17 protein-coding genes are annotated in these 18,072 nt (G+C 62.5%); 6 read left to right on the top strand and 11 right to left on the bottom strand.

Translation table 11 applies throughout. The features are described 5' to 3' along the window. Positions 1 to 181 precede the first annotated feature (181 nt). The 6 genes from QA637_RS09545 to QA637_RS09520 form a co-directional block, all read right to left on the bottom strand. Positions 182 to 1,792, bottom strand: a complete 1,611-nt coding sequence (locus QA637_RS09545; protein ID WP_283061267.1) for a copper resistance CopC/CopD family protein — start codon at positions 1,790 to 1,792, stop codon at positions 182 to 184. Between the two features lie 65 nt (positions 1,793 to 1,857). After that, entirely contained in the window at positions 1,858 to 2,388 is a 531-nt protein-coding gene (locus QA637_RS09540) for a YcnI family copper-binding membrane protein (RefSeq protein ID WP_153442722.1), read from the bottom strand. A gap of 177 nt (positions 2,389 to 2,565) precedes the next feature. Further along, a complete protein-coding gene (locus tag QA637_RS09535) occupies positions 2,566 to 2,949 on the bottom strand; it encodes a DUF2946 family protein (RefSeq protein WP_184109010.1) in 384 nt (127 codons plus the stop codon). 184 nt (positions 2,950 to 3,133) lie between these two features. After that, entirely contained in the window at positions 3,134 to 4,591 is a 1,458-nt protein-coding gene (locus tag QA637_RS09530; RefSeq protein ID WP_283061266.1) for a metal-dependent hydrolase family protein, read from the bottom strand. Between the two features lie 215 nt (positions 4,592 to 4,806). Continuing rightward, complete coding sequence (locus tag QA637_RS09525) at positions 4,807 to 5,004, bottom strand: hypothetical protein (RefSeq protein WP_153442726.1); 198 nt, start codon at positions 5,002 to 5,004, stop codon at positions 4,807 to 4,809. Positions 5,005 to 5,156: 152 nt separating this feature from the next. Beyond that, a complete protein-coding gene (locus QA637_RS09520; RefSeq protein WP_153442728.1) occupies positions 5,157 to 6,083 on the bottom strand; it encodes a LysR family transcriptional regulator in 927 nt (308 codons plus the stop codon). Between the two features lie 99 nt (positions 6,084 to 6,182). On the opposite strand from QA637_RS09520, the gene QA637_RS09515 reads away from it, so the two are divergent. Then, on the top strand, positions 6,183 to 7,070 hold the full coding sequence (locus QA637_RS09515; protein ID WP_153442729.1) for an NmrA/HSCARG family protein: 888 nt from the start codon (positions 6,183 to 6,185) through the stop codon (positions 7,068 to 7,070). Between the two features lie 443 nt (positions 7,071 to 7,513). Here QA637_RS09515 and QA637_RS09510 read toward each other — a convergent pair whose 3' ends face one another. Beyond that, a complete protein-coding gene (locus QA637_RS09510; protein WP_153442731.1) occupies positions 7,514 to 8,518 on the bottom strand; it encodes an adenylate/guanylate cyclase domain-containing protein in 1,005 nt (334 codons plus the stop codon). Positions 8,519 to 8,830: 312 nt separating this feature from the next. Between QA637_RS09510 and QA637_RS09505 the strand changes: the two genes are divergently transcribed. Then, a complete protein-coding gene (locus QA637_RS09505) occupies positions 8,831 to 9,814 on the top strand; it encodes a L,D-transpeptidase family protein (RefSeq protein ID WP_153442733.1) in 984 nt (327 codons plus the stop codon). Positions 9,815 to 10,062: 248 nt separating this feature from the next. Here the strand turns inward: QA637_RS09505 and QA637_RS09500 are convergent, their stop codons facing one another. Next, the gene (locus tag QA637_RS09500; protein ID WP_153442734.1) at positions 10,063 to 11,169 is read right to left on the bottom strand and encodes a flavodoxin family protein; all 1,107 of its coding nucleotides are present in this window, start codon (positions 11,167 to 11,169) and stop codon (positions 10,063 to 10,065) included. A gap of 261 nt (positions 11,170 to 11,430) precedes the next feature. Here QA637_RS09500 and QA637_RS09495 point away from each other — a divergent pair, with 261 nt between their 5' ends. Together QA637_RS09495 and QA637_RS09490 are read left to right on the top strand one after the other, a co-directional pair. Continuing rightward, a complete protein-coding gene (locus QA637_RS09495) occupies positions 11,431 to 11,646 on the top strand; it encodes a hypothetical protein (RefSeq protein ID WP_153442736.1) in 216 nt (71 codons plus the stop codon). 728 nt (positions 11,647 to 12,374) lie between these two features. Beyond that, entirely contained in the window at positions 12,375 to 13,571 is a 1,197-nt protein-coding gene (locus QA637_RS09490; protein WP_153442738.1) for a hypothetical protein, read from the top strand. 220 nt (positions 13,572 to 13,791) lie between these two features. On the opposite strand, the gene QA637_RS09485 is transcribed toward QA637_RS09490, so the two are convergent. Then, positions 13,792 to 14,757: a C45 family autoproteolytic acyltransferase/hydrolase gene (locus tag QA637_RS09485; protein WP_153442739.1), complete on the bottom strand. Its 966-nt coding sequence runs from the start codon at positions 14,755 to 14,757 to the stop codon at positions 13,792 to 13,794. Positions 14,758 to 14,838: 81 nt separating this feature from the next. Then, a complete protein-coding gene (locus QA637_RS09480; protein ID WP_153442741.1) occupies positions 14,839 to 15,363 on the bottom strand; it encodes a DUF6428 family protein in 525 nt (174 codons plus the stop codon). Positions 15,364 to 15,405: 42 nt separating this feature from the next. Here QA637_RS09480 and QA637_RS09475 point away from each other — a divergent pair, with 42 nt between their 5' ends. Together QA637_RS09475 and arsK are read left to right on the top strand one after the other, a co-directional pair. Beyond that, positions 15,406 to 15,774 (top strand): ArsR/SmtB family transcription factor, encoded by a 369-nt coding sequence (locus tag QA637_RS09475; protein ID WP_153442743.1) that lies wholly within the window; start codon positions 15,406 to 15,408, stop codon positions 15,772 to 15,774. Position 15,775: 1 nt separating this feature from the next. Then, on the top strand, positions 15,776 to 16,978 hold the full coding sequence (gene arsK, locus QA637_RS09470) for an arsenite efflux MFS transporter ArsK (RefSeq protein ID WP_283064941.1): 1,203 nt from the start codon (positions 15,776 to 15,778) through the stop codon (positions 16,976 to 16,978). Positions 16,979 to 17,124: 146 nt separating this feature from the next. Here arsK and QA637_RS09465 read toward each other — a convergent pair whose 3' ends face one another. Continuing rightward, positions 17,125 to 17,667 carry an AAA family ATPase gene (locus tag QA637_RS09465; protein ID WP_153442836.1) on the bottom strand — a complete coding sequence of 181 codons (543 nt, stop codon included), beginning with the start codon at positions 17,665 to 17,667 and terminating at the stop codon, positions 17,125 to 17,127. Positions 17,668 to 18,072 lie beyond the last annotated feature (405 nt).

The raw sequence follows: 18,072 nt of genomic DNA, 5'->3' as shown, positions 1-18,072 counted from the left end.
GATACCTGAAGGCGCGCGATAATGAGGAGGTACGCTCGCTTTAACAAACAACGGAGCGGCTGCAATGGCGCGCAATCCGGGCAATCACCACGACTGCCTCCGATGACCGATGCGGTCGAGACGCGCCCTTTGTGCCGATACCGGCAAGGTGCGGAAGTGGGTCCAATATCGGCCGCATGCGCTACGGCCCGATCTGGATCTCTCCCTCGATCCGGGTGATCTCAAAGTCGCTGATCAGTATATCGAGCCTGATTTTCCAAAGGCCGGGGAGGGGCAGCAGGAGGTCGGACGTGCGCCAGGTTCCGTCCGTCGCCTTGCTCGCCTTGCGTTTGATCTCGGCGACACCGGCGGACGGGTTGGAGAAGACGAAAGTGACTTCCTTCGGGTCCAGCGCGGAGAAATCGCCGGCCATGACGAGGGCGGAGGCTTCGACCGGTCCCGGTCTTCCGGGTGTGATCGTTATTTCCGCCATCGCCTTCTCACCGTGAATGTGGACCGAGGCGGGCTCCGCTGCGACCGACACCAGCGCGCGCGGTGGCGGCGTGAAACGCCAGGAAGCCGCCACGCCGAAAATCATCAGCACCACAAGCGCCTCCGCTGCGATCGAGCGTACGAGATACCGTGTGGCGCCTTGATCGCCGGCTTCCACGCGGCCGGTCAGCACCCATCGATTGATTGCCGCCAGAGCAAAAAGAATGAGGAGGAGAGCGAGCTTGACCAGGAATACATTGCCATAGGCCGTGTCGAGAAGGGCCGACGGCTGGCCCACCTGCACGACCAGGAGCACGATGCCCGCCGCCACGAGAAGGGCGATGGAGAAGGGAATGAAAACGGAGAAGCGATGCAGGGCCTTGAGGGCATGCGCACGGCCGGTCTGGAACAGCCTTGCGATAGGCACCAGGGCACCGACCCAGAGCGTGATCGCGATCGCATGCAGGAAGACGCTCGGGCGCATCAGCCATTGCGGTTCGGCGGCGCTGGCATGGCCGCTGAGGGAGAGGGCAGCCGAACCCGTCAACAGCGCCAGGAGCGAGGTCCAGCGCGCGACCTGCCGCCGGCGCGAGAGCAGCGCGACGCCTGCAAGGGCGAGCGCGGCGATCATCACGACAACAGTCCTGCCGAAGCTTGTTCCGAGTCCGGTCGACCAAACCGATGGTTCGGCCAGCGCGGAAAGCGGCATGCCGAGCGCATCCAGCCCCTGAAGCCCGGCGGATAAACCTGTCCCTCCCAGCCCGATGCCAAGCATGGCCGTTATGAAGCGCAGCCCGGCTCGCGCGCCTTGCAGCAACCAGCTCAAGGCGAAGACGCCGCCGATGCCGAAGAACAGACCCGCATAGAGCGCCACCCGGCCCAGCCAAAGTGCGGCGCGCACCGGCCAGTCGATCACTTCGCCGGCGTAAGTGGACCTGCTTGGCGACCTTATCGAAAAGACGATCGAGCCGCCGACCGGATGCCCGTCTTCGGAGACGACGCGCCAAGACAAAACGTGCGTGCCTGCGGAGAGGTCAGGCGGTACCTCGATTTCCACCGTGCGGTCCCGGAGGGTAAACCGCTCGAGTGCGACTGCGGAGCCATCCGGCTTGACCAGTTTCAATGCCAGAGGCGACACCGGCTCGCTGAACGACAGCGCAAGCCTTGCGGGCGCAGCCGGAACGACTGCGCCATCCCGCGGCTCGGTCGCTGTCAACGACGCATGGGCGAGCGCCGCCGTCGCCAGAAACAGCCAGGCGAGAACAGCGATCGTTGCCCGGCCAAGACCGGGCGGGAATTTCATGGCCGCGAGCGTGTACACCGGGTAACCCAGACGTCGAAGGAGCCGGCGCCGAAGCGCCAGCTTATTGGCTCAATATTCAGCGCTCAATGTCCAGAGACTTTTTCGAGCAGTTTCAGGCCCGGCGCCGGCAATTCGAGGTCGTCGGACGACTGGCCGGCAGCCGGAATCTCGATCCAGCGCTCGGCGAGGCCGCCGGCGCACTCCTGCACGACCGGGAAATACAGCGTCTCGCCGGCCTTGAGGTCGGGCGTCAGGAAGACGCGCAGCGCGAATTCGTCGTACTCGTCGTCGGCGAGGCTTCCGCCGCTCCAGATCAACTCCTTCACGCCTTCGCTGGTCGGCGTGCCGTAGTAGTCATAGGACTTCGCGTAAGTGCCCTTGACCTTCTCGATGGTCCAGCCGGCCTTCGGCTGCGGCTTGACCGCAATGACGCCTTCGGGGATCTGCACCCGGACGGTCGTCGTCGGCTTGCCCTCGCAGCCGTGCGGCACCTGCAGGATCGCCTTGTAGGTCGAGCCGACGGGCGCCTCCTTGACCTGCAGGCTGACATGCGCCAGCGCGGCGCCGGTTCCAAGCGCCAGAATGGCTGCGGTCGCAATGAACGTCTTCAACATATTTCGTCTCCATGTCGCCGGCGGTTCGGCCCGGCGGTGATCAAAATGGCACGAGGGCCTGACAGAATGCCGGGTGTCTTCCGCCTGCGAATGCCAGGCGCGGTTTCTCGGCTTCATATTGGATTGGATGCGCTGGCGCGACTAAACGTTCGCGAAATCAGCGTGGCGTAGATATTTTCACGCCTTGCGCGGAGGCGCCCTTGGGCTTCCTTGAAACTCTTTCAGCCATTGGCGAAGTTCGGGACCATCCCTTGCTACAGGGAGATTGACGGGCGGCGCAGACGGCGCATCGAGAACGTAGAGCTGTCTCCCCGGGATCGCAGGATGCGCGAACATCCCGCAAGCGAGCGTGCAACAGTCCGGCTTTTTCGAGTGATCGGTCGATGGCGCCGGGTCATGCGTCCCGTGGTTCGCATCTGAAATGCAGAGCGGGTTTCCGAACGTATCCAGCCCGAGCGGCTTGGTGCCGGCCGCAAGCCCGCTTGCAGCCTGCAGAACGAGCATGCATGCGGCGACAAGCGCCACCCAAATGCTCTTTCTACTACGCAGGTGCTTCAGCATGATTGCTCCGATCGATCACCCATCTATCAGCGGAGACTCCATTTGAATATGCTCTCGGTCAAAGAAGTTCGAGGGAAATGCCTGCCCGGGAGGAGAAATCGCTGGAGATCCGCAGCATAAGTCCCTTGGCTGATCTCGAAGAGGCACATGCGCTTATCGATGCCATGAGCCAATGGCGCATCGATCAAAGGGTATTCTTGTAGATCCGACCGTCCTTCATGATGACCTTCAGATTGTTTCGGTCGGCGATCAGTGAGATGTCGGCCAGCGGGTCGCCACCGACCAGCAGCAGATCGGCGAGCGCGTCCGCTTCGATGACGCCGAGCTTGCCGGTATAGGGGCTCCGCGGCCCCGAGAGGGCAAGCAGTTCCGCATTGTCCGCAGTCGCCATCTTGAGTACTTCAGCCGGCGCATGCCACCGGATGAGCTTGGCGAGCTGCGCTCCCTGGCGGGCCGCGATCCTTTCCGAAAATAACGTGTCGGTGCCGAAAGCCGTCTTGACCCCGTGCTTCTTCGCAAGCTCGAAAGCTGTGTCCGTGCCGCTGATGACCTGCATCTGGGAAAAGCGTTGCGGCGACCCCTCCGGAAATGGTGCCGCGTCCTCGTCATCCAGAAACGGCTGAAGGCTCCACCAGATGCTCTTCTCCGCCATCAGCCTGGCGGAGTCCTCGTCGGCAAGATGCCCGTGCTCGATGCATTTGACACCCGCCGCGATCGCCAGGCGGATGGCTTTTGGCGTGTAGGCGTGCACCGTCACGTACGTGTTCCACCCCGCCGCCGCCTCGACCGCGGCGCGGAGCTCTGCTTCGGTATATTGCGTGGAGTCGAGCGGATCATGGTCGGAGGTGACGCCGCCGCCCGCCATCACCTTTATTTGGCTCGCACCCTGGAAAAGTTGCTCGCGCGTTCGCCGCAGCACCTCGTCGACCCCATCGGCGATGGCAGCCGCGCCGCTGCGCTCGGAAAAATGCAGCCGGTCGCCATCTTCGCGGGGCAGATCGTGAACGGTGCGAAAGTCTCCGTGGCCGGACGTTTGCGAGATCATCGCACCGGCCGGCCAGATGCGGGGACCGACGATCGTGCCATCGTCGATCGCCCGCTTCAGCGCGAACACGGGCCCACCGACATCCCGTGCGGTGGTGAAGCCCTGCATCAGGAAGTCGCCGGCAGCGCGCGCGGAGCGCAACGCCAGATAACTGGGATCGGCGGTCAGCGCCACCGCCAGGGGAATCGTCGAGAAGGCGAGATGCGTGTGGGCGTCGATCAGCCCCGGCATCAACACGCCGCCGGCGCCGTCTATCGTCAGCGCTTCCGCGGGCGCGCCGCCATCCTCCACCGATTTGATCCTGTTGCCTTCGACGAGCACCTTTACACCCTCGCGAAGGGTCGGGGAGGTACCATCGAAGAGGCGGATGTTGGTGAAGAGGATCGGTCGAGCCGGCGCAGGGGGAGGCGACTGCAACTGCGCCGACGCGGTTGTTCCCAGGCCGACACCGGTCACCATTGCTGCCACTCCGGTCATGAAAGTGCGCCGGGAAAAGCCAAGCTTGACGCGCTCGGCAATGTATCGGATTTCGGGCCTGTGGCAGAGGCATCCAATGTGGTCGGGTGGAGCCGTCGTTGCCGCCGAGCAGTCGAACATGACATTCCCCCCTCGCGATGATTACCAAACGAAGATCGGACGGCATGCGACGCCCGTAGTTACGCCGCCGCCAAGCTTCACTCACCTGCCGGAACATTGCCCAGACTGCCGGCTGGCAGCCTAATCCTCAAATCGGATCCGATCTAAAAACATGTAGTCATTCAAAGTGCTACGGCGACCTTTGCGCGCCTGAAAAGACGCGCGGCGCCGTAGGTCTATTTGTGTTGATTGCGACCGAGGACCTTGCCCATCAGCAGCATGATGCCTATCGCGATGAAAACGACGCCCGCGGCCATGTATCCTGCCGCCCCATAGCGGTAGCCTGACGCAGCCAGCAGGAAACCGATCACGACAAAGATCAATCCGCCGACCTTGCCGATCAACAGGCTGGACTTCTCATCCTCCAAGGCCATGATGACATCCCCGTCGCGTGGAGCCGGCATGAATATACAACGTCTGCGCGCTCCGGTCGAGCAAAAGCGGACACGCATACCTTGTGCCGGCGACCTCTCGGTCCGGCCGGCGCTCGCGCCCGCGACAGCACGATTGCATCCTTTCGGGCGCCTCAGGCCAACACGGCCACGCCCTTGTCGGTCTCGCCGGTTCCGGCGGCGGACCATCGCTCCGCTGCAAGCTCAATGAACGCCTTGACCAGCGGCGAAAGGTGCCGGCTGCTCGGGTACAGGACATAGAGGCCACCGGCCGGCGTCGTGTAATCGTGAAGAACGCGACGCAACCGCCCGTCGTTGATAAGCCCCTCGGCCATCCTTTGGGGCACCTGGGCGATGCCGTAGCCGGCGATCGCGGCGGCAACGACCGCCTGCATTTCATTGGCGGCGAAGCGTCCTGCCACGGTGACCGCTTCCTGGCCGTGCGGCCCGTCCAGCATCCAGTGCGCGCTGGCAGCGGAGGGGCCTGCGATGACGCACTCGTGGCGGGTGAGGTCCGCCGGTCCGTCGGGAACCCCTGAGTGCGCGACATAGTCCGGGCTGGCGCACAGGAGCCTGTGCGTGGATCCCAGCTTGCGGGCGATCAGGGTAGAGTCTGCAAGGATGCCGGTGCGGAAAGCGAGATCGATTCCGTTTTCGACCAGGTTGAGACTTTCGTCGGTCAGGCGCAGTTCGACCTTGGTTTTCGGATACATTGCAAGAAAGTCGACCACTGCGCGGGTAAGGAAATGGCCGCCGAAGCCGACAGGAGCGGAAATGCGAATTGTGCCTGACGGCTCCGCCCTCGCTTCCGCGAGGCGTAGATTCGCTTCCTCGATCGTCCTGAGCGCCTGGCTGCTCTGCTCATAATAGAGACGCCCGGCGTCGGTCATGTTGAGGCTGCGCGTCGTACGCTGGAGCAAGCGGACACCGACCTCACGCTCGAGCGCGGCAATGCGGCGGCTGACGGTCGTCTTGGGCATGCGGAGCTGGCGTGCCGCAGCGGTAAAACTGCCGGCTTCGACGACGCGAGCGAACACCACGATATCGTTGAGATCGAGCATTGTATCCTGCTGTGGGACAAAGTTTTCCAATTATAGGCCATTATGGACCAATGCGGCAGGCCCTAGCTTTGCTCTTATTGAAAACAAAGGAGCGGACACATGACCACCAAGCGAAACGTTCTCGTCACCGGCGCCACCGGCCAGCAGGGAGGCGCCGTCGCGCATGCACTGCTCACCAGAGGACACCGCGTCAAGGCGTTGACCCGCAAGCCGGACAGCGATGCCGCGCGGCAACTGGCGTCGGCGGGTGCGGATGTCGTGGCCGGCGATCTCGGTGACGCGGCCTCCATTCAAAAGGCCGCAAGCCACGTCGACGCCATGTACCTGATGGGCAACAGCTATGAGGCGGGCACGGAGGACGAGACCCGCCAGGGGATCATTGCCGCCGATGCGGCGAAGGCCGCCGGCGTCGGGCACCTGATCTATTCTTCCGTGGCCGATGCCGACAAGAAGACGGGCATTCCCCACTTCGAAAGCAAGTATCTCGTCGAGAAGCATGTCGCCGGGCTCGGCATCCCTTACACGATCAGCGCGCCGGTCGCCTTCATGGAGAATATCGTCGCTCCGTGGTCGATCGATGCACTGCGCCAGGGCACCTACGCCTTCGCAATGCCCGCCCGTCGCTTCCTGCAGCTTGTGGCCCTTGCGGATATCGGCGCCTTCGTTGCCGCCCTTGTCGAGCGGCGCGAGCATGTGTTCGGCACGCGCTTTGATGTTGCCGGGGACGAACTGTCCGGCGAGGAACAGGCGAAAATCCTCTCGCAAGCGATTGGTCGCACCATCAACTACCAAGAAATCCCGATCGATGTGGCTCGCCAGCAAAACGAGGATGCGGCGCGTATGTTCGAATGGTTCGACCGCGTCGGCTACGACGCCGATGTCGCGGCATTGCGCCGGGAGTTTCCGGAGGTTCACTGGCACAGCTTTGCCGACTGGGCGCGCGCGTTCGATTGGAGCGCTCTTGAGCGGACCTCCGCTGCCAGCTGAGTTCCCTTGCGGTGATCGTCATTCCCGTGCTTGTGACAGGCGAGGGCGATCGAACGTGAAGGTCCTCCGCGCCGCGGCCGCGGCGCTACTGGACACCTTTTGACAGGCATAGGAGTAGCTATAGCCCAGGCGGTTGGGATCTCCCGGGCGCGTCGAAGAATGCCTCCGCAAGGCGTGGCTAATTTTCGCTACTTTGAGATGCGGTGCTCCGGTGGCAAACTCAAATCAGACGGGAAATTTTCCTCCCGCATTTCGCCCACGCCTGGCCCCTCCCAATGGGCGAAAGACCTCGGAGCCCCGGGTTCCCCTACCGGGGCTTTTTCTTGGTACCTTCGAAAAAACTCCAAGGACTACTGCGCCCGTCCGCCCTCTCAACAGTTCGCCCGGTCTCGACACGAGAACCAAAATCGTCTCGGCTGCCCGGTCTCCGATTGGACCGCAGCTCAGCCCCGGCGCAGGACCCAGCGGAGCGCGGCGGCGATCGATAGGCCGAGGAGCGGCCAGACGGCCCAGAAAGTTCCGTCGAAGGTGAGGAGGTTGACGGCGATGACGATGAGGGCGGCGAGAGCAAGCAGGCCGAAGACGCGGTCGATATCCGTTCTCCGGCGCAGCCAGAGCAGGGCGTAGACGATCGCAAAGCCGAGCAACGGCCAGACGGCCCAGAGCACGCCGTCCCAGGTGAGGAGGTTTATCGCGACGACCGCGGCGGCGAGAATGGCGAAGACCGCGAACTTGCGGGCGCGGGGCGCTGCGGGAGAGGTCTCGGAAGGCGCTTGCGGCCGGGCGGCTCCGGCACCGGATCGTCGGCCCCAGGTGCCGGCGGGTGCCGCTGGTCCCGAGCCTTGAGACGCTGTGCTTGTCCCGGTGGGCGCCCGTGACCGTGCTGCGTCGGAAGTGGGTTGCCCGTCCCGTCCACCATCCTCCCGGTTGCCGATCCTGACCGCGTAGCTCGCGACGCCGCCCTCGATGTTCTTCACCTCGAGCTGGCCGAGGAAGTCGAAGCTGACAGCGACCTTGTTGCGCACCTGGTCGTAGACGGTGTTGGAGATGACGATGCCGCCGGCGGATGCCGTGGCCTGCAGGCGGGCGGCGATATTGACGCCGTCGCCGTAGAGGTCGTCGCCCTCGGCGATCACGTCGCCGAGATTGATGCCGATGCGAAAGCGCATCTGCGTCTCGCTCGGCCGATCGGCGTTAAGACCGGCGAGCTCGTTCTGCACATCGACCGCGGCGCGCACCGCCTCGACCACGCTCGGGAATTCGGCGATTAGCCCGTCGCCCCAGGTGTTGACGACCCGGCCGCCATGCACCTCGATCAGCCGCGCCATGGCATCGCGGTAGCGCTTCAGGGTCGCGAGCGTGCCTTCCTCGTCCGCCCCCATCAGGCGCGAATAATCCTGGACGTCGGCCGAGAAGATCGTCGTCAGCTTGCGGCGGGTTTCGGACATGTCCATTCGTCCTTGCTTCGGGTCCGTCTACAGCGTCGACCGATCGCCTCTGATCGGGAAAGCTGCCCGGCGGAGCTCACGTCTGTTTAGAGCGTGATCCGATCAGCTTGCAATGGCGAAATCGGGGACGCGAGTGTCGATACTCCCCTCTGCCCGGCCGGGCAGAGGGGAGTGCAGCCGGGACGGTGAGGAGCTGCTACGACGCGCGAACTCCCGGCGGCCGAGTATGCGGTAGGGCCGCCCGACGTTCCCGCTTCCAGGACTGCAACCATCTGGCGGAACAAGTTCGGCCGCTGCGGATTTGTGGTCTTCATGAAGAACATAGCTTTTCTAGCAGCATCGCTGACATTGGGCCTCTGCGGCTCCGTCGATGCCGGGGAGCTTAAGCCGGAAGCCATCAACAAGGCTGCGCTCGCCTCGATCCCGCCCGAACGACCGTCCAAGGCCTCGCCGCGACCGGATCCGGCCATCGTCCATCTCCAGGTTCTTTTGGACCGCGCGGGTTCGTCTCCCGGAGTGATCGACGGCTACTATGGCGAGAATGTCACTAAGGCGATCGCCGGGTTCGAAGCCATGCAACGCCTTCCCGTGGATGGAAAGCCGGACCCCGAAGTTATTGGCCGGCTTCCCGACGAAAAGCCGGTCATCGAGCCCTACGTCGTTACCAAGGAGGATGCCGAGGAACTCGTCGAGCGCATTCCCGCAGACTACGCCAAGCAGGCCGAGATGAAGCACCTCGGATATACGAGCGTGGCGGAGAGGCTGTCGGAGCGATTCCACATGGACATCGACCTCTTGAAGGCGCTCAATCCGGGCTCGGCGTTCGCCGTCGGGGACAGGGTGTCGGTTGCAATGCCCGGCGCCTCGAAGTCGGGCAAGGGCAAGGTCAAGCGGATCGAGGCGCGCAGGCGAGCGGGCCAGGTCGCGGCGTTCGCGGACGACGGCTCGCTGATTGCCGCCTATCCTGCCACGATCGGCAGCGAAGAGACACCTTCGCCTTCCGGAACGCACAAGGTGAAAGGGGTCGCTCGACAGCCCGTCTACGTCTACAACCCGAAAATCAACTTCAAGCAGGGCGATAACACCAAGCGCCTGACACTGCCCGGCGGTCCCAACGGCCCGGTGGGCAGCGTCTGGATCGATCTGACCAAGCCAACCTATGGGATTCACGGCACGCCGGAACCCTCGCTCGTCGACAAGGTGGGCTCACACGGATGCGTGCGGCTGGCAAACTGGGACGCCGAGGAACTGGCGGGGATGGTCAAGCCGGGGGTCGTCGTCGAGTTCACGGACTGACGGCACGGCAAGGGGCCTCCTGCCCGCTTGATGACAAGGCTTCGCGTTCTCCTGAAAAGCGAGTTCACAGCGCTACAGCGCCGCGCGTCTTTTTAGACGCGCAAAGGGCGCTGTAGCACTTTGAATTGCTGCATGTTCTTGTCCTTTAATCGGTTACGATCAAAGGCGACATGCAGTAGGGCGTCGTGGCTGGAGCGTGATGTCGCCTGCACCGAGGCTCCGACCAAATGGACGCGAACCCGCTCCGCTTATTTCTGTCGAGGTTGCGAAAGCTCTCCTCCGGCCGAAGCCAGCTTTCCCGACCGCTTGGCCGCGACCGCTTCGACCAATGTCCGGGCGGCGTTGCGGACCTCTTCCTGCACAGCCTCGTCGGCATCGAGCTCCTCGTGGCTCGATGCGTAGGGTTTCCAGTAGCCGATGTAGCGATCCAGTTCCGCCAAAGGGCCGGCCGGTTCGAGGTGCATGTAGCAAAGCCAATCCGACAGGCTGCGCCGAACGTTCTCGACACCCTCCACGTCGCCATGCACGATTACGGAAAAAAGTCGCCCGGCCAGATGTCGAGGATAGTTCCAGCCTTCGAGCTCGATCGCCTTGGCGAGCTTCGCATCCTTGCCCTTCGTCAGGGTCGGATCGGGGTTGCCGCCGTCGGCGCAAACCAACCGGTCCATCATCAGTTTTACCGGCGAGGAGACGTGATACCAGTTCACCGGCGTCACGATCAGGATGCCGTGTGCCTCGACCCACATCGGATAGATCTCGTTCATCCAGTCGTCGACCTGCCCGAGCGAATAGTTCGGATAGCAGGAGCACGGCCAGTGACAGAGCGCGGGAGAAGTGGAGAAGCATGCCTTGCAGGGGTGGATCGTTCGTCCGTATTCCGAAGCGAGACGATGCAACTCCAGCACGGTCGTCTTCACCCCAGCCGCCTGGTCCATCGTCTCCTGCGCGATCTTCATCAGTCGGTAGGATTTCGACATTTCGCCGGGACAGGTGTGTTCGCTACGGGACGACCCGGAAATCAACAGGATGCGCGCCGGACCATCGGCGTCCATATAACGCTCTTGCGCGGCATGAACCGCATCGCGCGCCGCAAGCCAATCCACGGACAGCTCGTATTCCGCATCGCTGAACGCAGCACCAGCCTTGCGGGTGCGCGGCGATTTTCGCTGATGCTCATAGGCGTCCCATGCCGCCGAAGCGATCTTGTCCAGTTCGGATCGAAGGCTATCGAATGCCGGATCCTGAAACCGGCTGAGGAAGCGGCGGCGAAATTCGGTCTCCGCGAGTCTCGGACTTGGAGTTCCCTTGCGCGGCTCGATGGCTGCCGGCGACGGCTTTGTGGGGTTTTTGGACATCGCACACCTGCGTCGTTGGAAGACTTGTGAGCTGTAATCGAGCACTATGCCGATTGTTCCAACCGCCCACTTCGGGCGCTGTCTGTGAGAGCGATGATCGGCGGGGTACCCAAGGGGCGTCATGCTGATGTGGGCGAGTTGGGCCGCTTCGAGACGTTCTCGCCGTCTGATGCTAGAGTGTCGCCTTGACCGGAGGGCGTCCATTTCTGGCTCTATATCTAAGCGCGAGGCGTCGAAATCAGCACAGACGAGGTCAGGGCTATGCACCAGTTCACAGTCACCGTCACAGAAAAGTTCGAGGCAGACACGGCCGAGGAGGCCGCCTTGCTCATGTATCAACAGCTGACCAAAGAGCCGGCGCCGCTCAATTATTCGGTCACGGATGAGACAAGGATCACCACCAGTCTGACGCTGGAGCGGGAAAAGGCGGACGAGTTCGCCAGCGTCGATCACACCGCAGATCCCGGCAATTGGTAGCGCCTGGCCGAAGCGCTGAAACCTCGCCATTCACGACGCGGGCGCGCCGTGGCTGGCAGCTGTGAGGAGCACAGGAATGAGGGAGTTCTGGGCTACAGCAGAGCAAAAATCTGCCGGTAAATGTAACGTAACCTGTTGCTGGTGCTGCGCGGCCGACTAGCGCGCGTCATTTCCTGCCGCCACAGAACGAGAATGTACGCGGTGATAATTTCCCGGACGCAGGGCTAACGACAAGCGGAAAGCACTTCGATATAGATTGTCTGACCTTCAAATGGCTGAAATGCGAGACGGCTTAATATACTTCTTTCGGGTTACAGTACTACTCAGAAATATTCGTTTCCTGAACTATGGAATATGGTAAGAGGTAGAAGGGGATAGGGGATTCTACTGCAGTAGCTGATGCTCGGCGTGAGCGCGGCTCGGGGGAATCAAAATAAGTTTTCAAGATGTTTGCCGGGCCAGCCATTTGAGAAGCGCTGGTCGGGGAGGGCGAGGCGTATGAGTAGTTTTCGCCCGATGAGGGGCTCCGGCTTCAGCGAGGGGAAACCGGCCGACATCGGCCGGTTTCCCACCCTCTTCGAGAACGCGATTTCGTCGCGACGAATTTCCCAAATCTTAAAGAACGCGGGGCGCTCAAGGGGATGGGAAAGGTAACTGAATTTTTTCAACGCATTCAAACAGGTTGCATCGATCGATGCACCAGCAACGGGGGTTAGGGGGCAAGTAGAATGAGTTTCTTCACGACAAGCTTCATGACGGACGGGTCGTATGACTCCAGTCTCAGCCAGTCCGCGCAGGGGCAGCTCTCGTCGAGCTACACCGACGCGCTCACGGAAGCGCTGCAAGATGTAACCGTCGCCGACTACATCGGCTTCCTGGCCAATCAGGGCGGCCTTTCGGTTGATGACGCGCTTGCCGTAAAGGCTGCGGTCATCGCCGGGGATTTCACGCTTTCGGACCTTTTCGCAGCCGCCCAGAGCAAGCTCGGCCCTGTCGACGGCGCCAGCATCACGGATCCGGCACCGACGATGCTGGTCAACGGCGTTGAGATCGACCTGACCGCGATCCTCACCGGTATCGACACCGAAACCTGGTCGACGGTGCAGGCGAGCGGCAAGAAGCTCGACACGATCTATCATACCCGGGAGTTCTACACGGATACGCAGGAGCCGGCCGACTACGATGCCGGCTGGTCCAGCGACAACCAGCCTCCGAGTGCCGAACCGATCCTGAAGGAACTGACCGAAGACGTTGCTGCGTCTCCGATCGACCTCCTTGCAACCGCTTCCGATCCGGATGGCGATACGCTTTCCGTCGTCGCCGGCAGCCTGAGTTTTTCGGTTGACGGCGATGCGGGGTCCACGACACCTCCCGCCTACATCACTGTCGTCGACAACATCGTAACGGTCGATACGTCGCACCCGGATCTCCAGCCCGGAGGGGCAATCGATCTGAAGCTCGGCGAGACGCTCACGGTGGTCGTCAATTACACCATCGAGGATGGCCAGGGCGGCACGACCACCAATGCATTGACCATCGAAATAGCCGGTTCTGCGGACATCTACACCGGTACCGAGTCCTTCACCTTCCAGAAAATCGGCGGCGATATCACCGAACGGTCGTTTTCGGGCTCTTTCACGGTGGATGTGGACGGTTTCGATGGCATCGTCACCGTGAGCGGGGATGCCGATCTGAACAGCGTAAGAGAGAGCCTCGGGGGCACGGTCGACAGTGGCTCGTTCAGCATTGTCGGCACCGAGTCGAACAGCAGCACAACAGAAACGCTGAACCCGTATTCCAAGACGGTGGTCCTCAGCGACGCCGATTTCACCGACGGAACGATCGCGTTCAATGGTACGTTCAGCCAGCAGGTCGCGAACGGCTCCACTGTCGCCGTCCAGCTCGAATATAACTACTGGGCCTGAAGCCCGGCAACTGCAAACCACATGGCCCGGCAACCGACCGGGCCATGTGTCATCTGCTGCGGGTGAAACTTGGCGCAGTGGGGCGGCATGGTTCAGCGTTCCGCCGCCGACGTCGTCCGTCATCCTCGAGGGTCAAGCCCCGAGGATGGATATGGGAGTGACGGTGAGTCCGGCGTTGGCGCAAAGCCAGGGTGCGTCGGCGCCGTGCATGTCTCACCTTTCAGTCTCCATAGTGATGGGTGTACTCGCCTGCTTCAAAATCCGCGAACCGCAGGGGCCAGCGCTTTCCGGGCCAGACATAATCCACCCGGCCGTCCTCGGGCCGGTAGACGGCGGTGTAGAGGGTCGGGAAGCGCGGGTTTCGCGCATGGACCGGCGGCTGTAGGAAGCGGTCGGTCAGGCCTTCGAGCGACATCGAAGGTTCGTCCAGCGCCTGCAGGAGCGCGCGCTGCCGCGCCAGCGAATTTGGCGGGGCCCGTTCGGAGCGCTGATGGTTGGCGCATGCCTTGAGGCGGGTGATGACCGGCCGCTGGCCGGGGCCGAGGAAGAGGGTCGCGTATGTGCCCGATCGATCGAGCAGTGTCACGTTCTGCGCAAGCGCCACCGGGATACGGCAAAGAGTCTCTACGGCCTCACTGACGCGACGGCAGGTTTCGAGCACGTAGCGGACCATGAGAATGATCGAAAAGCCGCGGCCCTGGAGGCGGCCGCCACCAAGCGTTACGCTCGCGACCAGCCCTTCCTCGTTCATTCCGTCGACGCAGCCTCCCCAGGGGCGCTGCGCCTTCGCGATCACCTTGAGACCCGACCACGCGGTGAGCTCGAAGCGATCCGAAACGATATCGGGCGGATAGTCGAAGTTGCGGATGAGCGCCGGGCCTTCTTTTCCGAGCCAGACCGCCTGGCTGCAGCCGTAGCCTTCCGGCGCGGGGCGATAGTGGCTGAGCATCCGGTGCGCGAGCTCGTCGTCGCCAACGAGAGCGCAGACATGCTCGTAGTGCGGGAGGAGCTCGGGCATGTGCTGCGCAAGCGCTGCGCGACATTCGCTGACAGTAGGCGCGGCGGGGCGTGACGTGACGGCCCGGCCGAAATACCAGCTCTCCACACCGGCCCGACCGGCTGTGAAGCGGGAAAGCCAGTCTTTCCCGGGCCGATCCTCCCGCGCTGATACGAAGGTCTTCTCCATGGCGGAGTATAGGGAGGGAATTCCGCGGATGCAACGTGGACGTGGAGGCGCGGTTGCCGCGCCACCCCTCAGCCTCGGCCGCTATGCGCAACACCTCGACGTGTTCGAGGGGCCGCAGCAGCTCGATTGTGAGGCTGTGGCCTGCTCGGCGAGCCATCGGTCGCGAGGTTTGCAGCTCGCGGGTCGGGGCGAAAGGCGAACCAAAAGGGCTTCGTCCCGCTCGACGGGCTCGTCGGCGCAGTAAAGCTGCATCGGCCTCACGCCATCACTGACCTCGAACGTCAATTTGGCCGATCCGTCGAGGGCGACGTGTTCGGAGACTTTCCTGATGATGGCCGAGAACTTCCCGGCTGGCATGTGCGTGCGTTCGCCGCCGTCGACGTCCCATAACTGGACGAAGATTTCCGTCCATGCCTCGGGGTTCGCGCCGCAATCGAGGGCGGAGAACTGGCCAGCCTTCACTTCCGTGACGTGGTATCCGGGGCGGACGATCTTTCCGTCATATTCGAAGACGAGCGGCTTGGCCGCAGTTTCCTTCAGCCGCTCGAGCAGCGATCCGAGTGTGATGTCGCTTTGCGCATGCTGGCTATTGTCGATCAGTGTCATTTCGGTTATTCCTCGTTTCAATAGTTTTAGGATTCTTGAAATATGGAAGAACGTCAAGCCCTGATGTCATTCGCGGCACTGTCTCAGGAGACCCGGTTGGGGATCGTCAGGACACTCGTGGTGGCGGGTCCAGGCGGCATGGCCGCCGGCGCGATCGCGGAGACGATGGGCGTCTCGCCGTCGAACGTCTCCTTCCACCTGAAGGAGCTGGAGCGGGCCGGACTGATTGCCCAGAGGCGCGAATCCCGCTCGATCGTCTACAGCGCCAGCTACGACGCGCTTGCCGAACTGCTGAAGTTCCTGATGGAGGATTGCTGCGTCGGGCACCCCAGCGTGCGTGCGCCATTGACCGGCGCCGACGATGGTTGCTGCGCGGTGTCTTCCGCGTCGGCCGAAGGCGAGAATGTCTGACATGAAGCCCGGCATCCCCGCGGCCATCGTCGCCGCGCTCGGCCTCACGCAGATCATCGGCTACGGCACGCTCTATTACAGCTTCAGCATCCTGGCGCCGGGGATGGCACGCGACCTCGGCCTGAGCGTCGAGCAGGTGTTCGGCATCTTTTCCGCCTCGCTGTTTGCGGGCGGGCTTTCGGCTCCATTCGTCGGGGGATTGATGGATCGGTTGGGCGCGGCGATGATCATGACCATTGGCTCGGCCGTCTCGGCGCTCGCCCTCCTGCTGTGCGCCTGGTCCCCCTCGATAGCGGTGTTTGCACTCTCCATCGTCCTCCTGGAAGTTGCATCCGGCATGGTGCAATACCAGGCGGCTTTCGCCGCGCTCGTCGAAAGCCGCCCAATGGCGGCGTCACGCAGTATCACCTATCTCACATTGATCGGGGGCTTCGCCTCGACAATCTTCTGGCCGATCTCCGCGAGCCTTCACGAGCATTTCTCCTGGCGGGAAATCTACATCGCCTACGCGGTGTTGAATCTGATCGTCTGCCTTCCGCTTCATCATTGGATCATGCGGAGCAGGAGGTCCGAAGCGGCCAAATTCACCGGCAAGGACGGCCACGCGGTTGTCGGTGCGCTTCCGGTCGAGGTCAGGCGGCGCGGCATGCTCCTTGTGTCACTGGCTTTTGCCCTGCAGGGGTTCACGCTTTCGGCGATGCTGACCCACATGGTTCCGATGCTGGGAGCGATCGGTTTCGGGACGGCAGCGGTCGTGATCGGCTCGCTGTTCGGGCCCTCGCAGGTCCTGAGCAGGCTGATCAACATGGCATTCGGCAAAAACCTGGCGCCGCCTGTACTCGCGACGCTGTCCGCCGCGCTCATCGTTGCCGGCGTTCTTATCCTCGGCCTGTCCGGAACCTGGCTGCCCGGGGCGGTGGCTTTCGCGATCTTCCTTGGCCTTGGGTCCGGTATCAACAGCGTAGCGCAGGGCTCCCTGCCACTCTGGATGTTCGGGTCAGCGGGCTACGGAGCGATAACGGGCCGCATGGCCGCCGCACGGCTGGCTGCGGGCGCAATGGCACCGTTCGTTTTCTCCGTGTTGATGGAGCGTTTCGGAAGCGACGTCGCCTTGATGGCCAACGCCTGCCTTGGTGCAGTCGGCATGGCCGCCTTCGTCGCGGTGGCGTCGTCCGCCAAGCGCACGGCCACCGCAACGTCGTGAAGCTCGATCGAGCTCAGAGCGGACTACAGCGCCGCGCGTCTTATCAGACGCGCAAAGGTCGCTGTAGCACTTTGAATTGCTGATGTTTTTGTCCTTAAATCGGCTAGGATTTAAGGAGACATGCAGTAAGCTTTCCAAGTTGAGCCTCAAACCTCGGCTCTCTGGATCCACTCTGCAATTTTTGCCGCCGCATCTGACGGGGTCAAACGCGTCACATCGAGCTTTAGCAAGTTCGTCTCATCTATACCTGCGAGGATTTTGCCCTGTATGTGGTTTCTCCTCGCCATTTCAGCATCGCGCGGTTTCCGCATCGCGGCCCGCGCGCCTGCCTCGATACGGCGAATGTTCTCTTCAAGATCGCAGTGCAGATGCACGACGAAGAACGGTGCCCGCTCGCGGCCAAGGCGCACAATCCGCTGCCACTCTGCGTCGCCCCAATCGCTGCTTCCGGCAAGAACCGTCGTTAGTACGACGGGGATTTCGGCCGGAAGTTTCAGAATCAGGTTATGCGCGACCGCTTCGATCTTTTCGACGGTTTCGATGAAATCCGGCGATTTGAATTCCGTCAGCGCGAAAGCGACATTGTAAACACTATGGATGTCCAGCAGCCGGCCCGAGATCTTTGATATGAGTTCCTGACCGATCGTCAGCTTCCCCACGCCAGGGTAGCCGTTCAAGACAATGATCATGGCTGCTCCTCTTAATGAAGTTGCATGAATACAAAGCTTGGTTGTATAGCGTTGATCTACCACGCCGTGTTTGCCTTGACGACTGCCTGGTCCAAGCGGCCACTCGGCGACACCGTCGGGCAATCGGACCGTGCCGTCATGGCTGGCGATCGAAACGATCCGAGACGATATCGGGCGGGGGTAGGGGATTGGACTTCAGATTTTTTTGAACCTGCTCGATCAGCAAAAGCAGGGCAATGGTAATCATCGCCGCTCCGGAAACTGGCACACTATGCGGGCGACCATCGGGCGGGTCCGCAAGACGATCTTGGAACCGACGCCGACCAGCAGACCAGAGCACAGTTCATCATGTGCAAAATCCCCATGGCGACGATCTGGGTGGATGCGGCGCAGTAGCGAGCGCGC

Source organism: Sinorhizobium terangae, assembly GCF_029714365.1.
GTDB classification, from domain to species: domain Bacteria; phylum Pseudomonadota; class Alphaproteobacteria; order Rhizobiales; family Rhizobiaceae; genus Sinorhizobium; species Sinorhizobium terangae.
The sequence above is the reverse complement of the archived record's forward strand: the minus strand, read 5'-3'. Positions and strand labels throughout refer to the sequence as shown.

What these genes read in the sequence shown, in the direction of transcription:
- QA637_RS09540 (WP_153442722.1), bottom strand. Translation starts at nt 2,388, where the DNA reads ATGTTGAAGACGTTCATTGCGACCGCAGCCATTCTGGCGCTTGGAACC.
- QA637_RS09535 (WP_184109010.1), bottom strand. Translation starts at nt 2,949, where the DNA reads ATGCTGAAGCACCTGCGTAGTAGAAAGAGCATTTGGGTGGCGCTTGTC.
- QA637_RS09530 (WP_283061266.1), bottom strand. Translation starts at nt 4,591, where the DNA reads ATGTTCGACTGCTCGGCGGCAACGACGGCTCCACCCGACCACATTGGA.
- QA637_RS09525 (WP_153442726.1), bottom strand. Translation starts at nt 5,004, where the DNA reads ATGGCCTTGGAGGATGAGAAGTCCAGCCTGTTGATCGGCAAGGTCGGC.
- QA637_RS09520 (WP_153442728.1), bottom strand. Translation starts at nt 6,083, where the DNA reads ATGCTCGATCTCAACGATATCGTGGTGTTCGCTCGCGTCGTCGAAGCC.
- QA637_RS09515 (WP_153442729.1), top strand. Translation starts at nt 6,183, where the DNA reads ATGACCACCAAGCGAAACGTTCTCGTCACCGGCGCCACCGGCCAGCAG.
- QA637_RS09510 (WP_153442731.1), bottom strand. Translation starts at nt 8,518, where the DNA reads ATGTCCGAAACCCGCCGCAAGCTGACGACGATCTTCTCGGCCGACGTC.
- QA637_RS09505 (WP_153442733.1), top strand. Translation starts at nt 8,831, where the DNA reads ATGAAGAACATAGCTTTTCTAGCAGCATCGCTGACATTGGGCCTCTGC.
- QA637_RS09500 (WP_153442734.1), bottom strand. Translation starts at nt 11,169, where the DNA reads ATGTCCAAAAACCCCACAAAGCCGTCGCCGGCAGCCATCGAGCCGCGC.
- QA637_RS09495 (WP_153442736.1), top strand. Translation starts at nt 11,431, where the DNA reads ATGCACCAGTTCACAGTCACCGTCACAGAAAAGTTCGAGGCAGACACG.
- QA637_RS09490 (WP_153442738.1), top strand. Translation starts at nt 12,375, where the DNA reads ATGAGTTTCTTCACGACAAGCTTCATGACGGACGGGTCGTATGACTCC.
- QA637_RS09485 (WP_153442739.1), bottom strand. Translation starts at nt 14,757, where the DNA reads ATGGAGAAGACCTTCGTATCAGCGCGGGAGGATCGGCCCGGGAAAGAC.
- QA637_RS09480 (WP_153442741.1), bottom strand. Translation starts at nt 15,363, where the DNA reads ATGACACTGATCGACAATAGCCAGCATGCGCAAAGCGACATCACACTC.
- QA637_RS09475 (WP_153442743.1), top strand. Translation starts at nt 15,406, where the DNA reads ATGGAAGAACGTCAAGCCCTGATGTCATTCGCGGCACTGTCTCAGGAG.
- arsK (WP_283064941.1), top strand. Translation starts at nt 15,776, where the DNA reads ATGAAGCCCGGCATCCCCGCGGCCATCGTCGCCGCGCTCGGCCTCACG.
- QA637_RS09465 (WP_153442836.1), bottom strand. Translation starts at nt 17,667, where the DNA reads ATGATCATTGTCTTGAACGGCTACCCTGGCGTGGGGAAGCTGACGATC.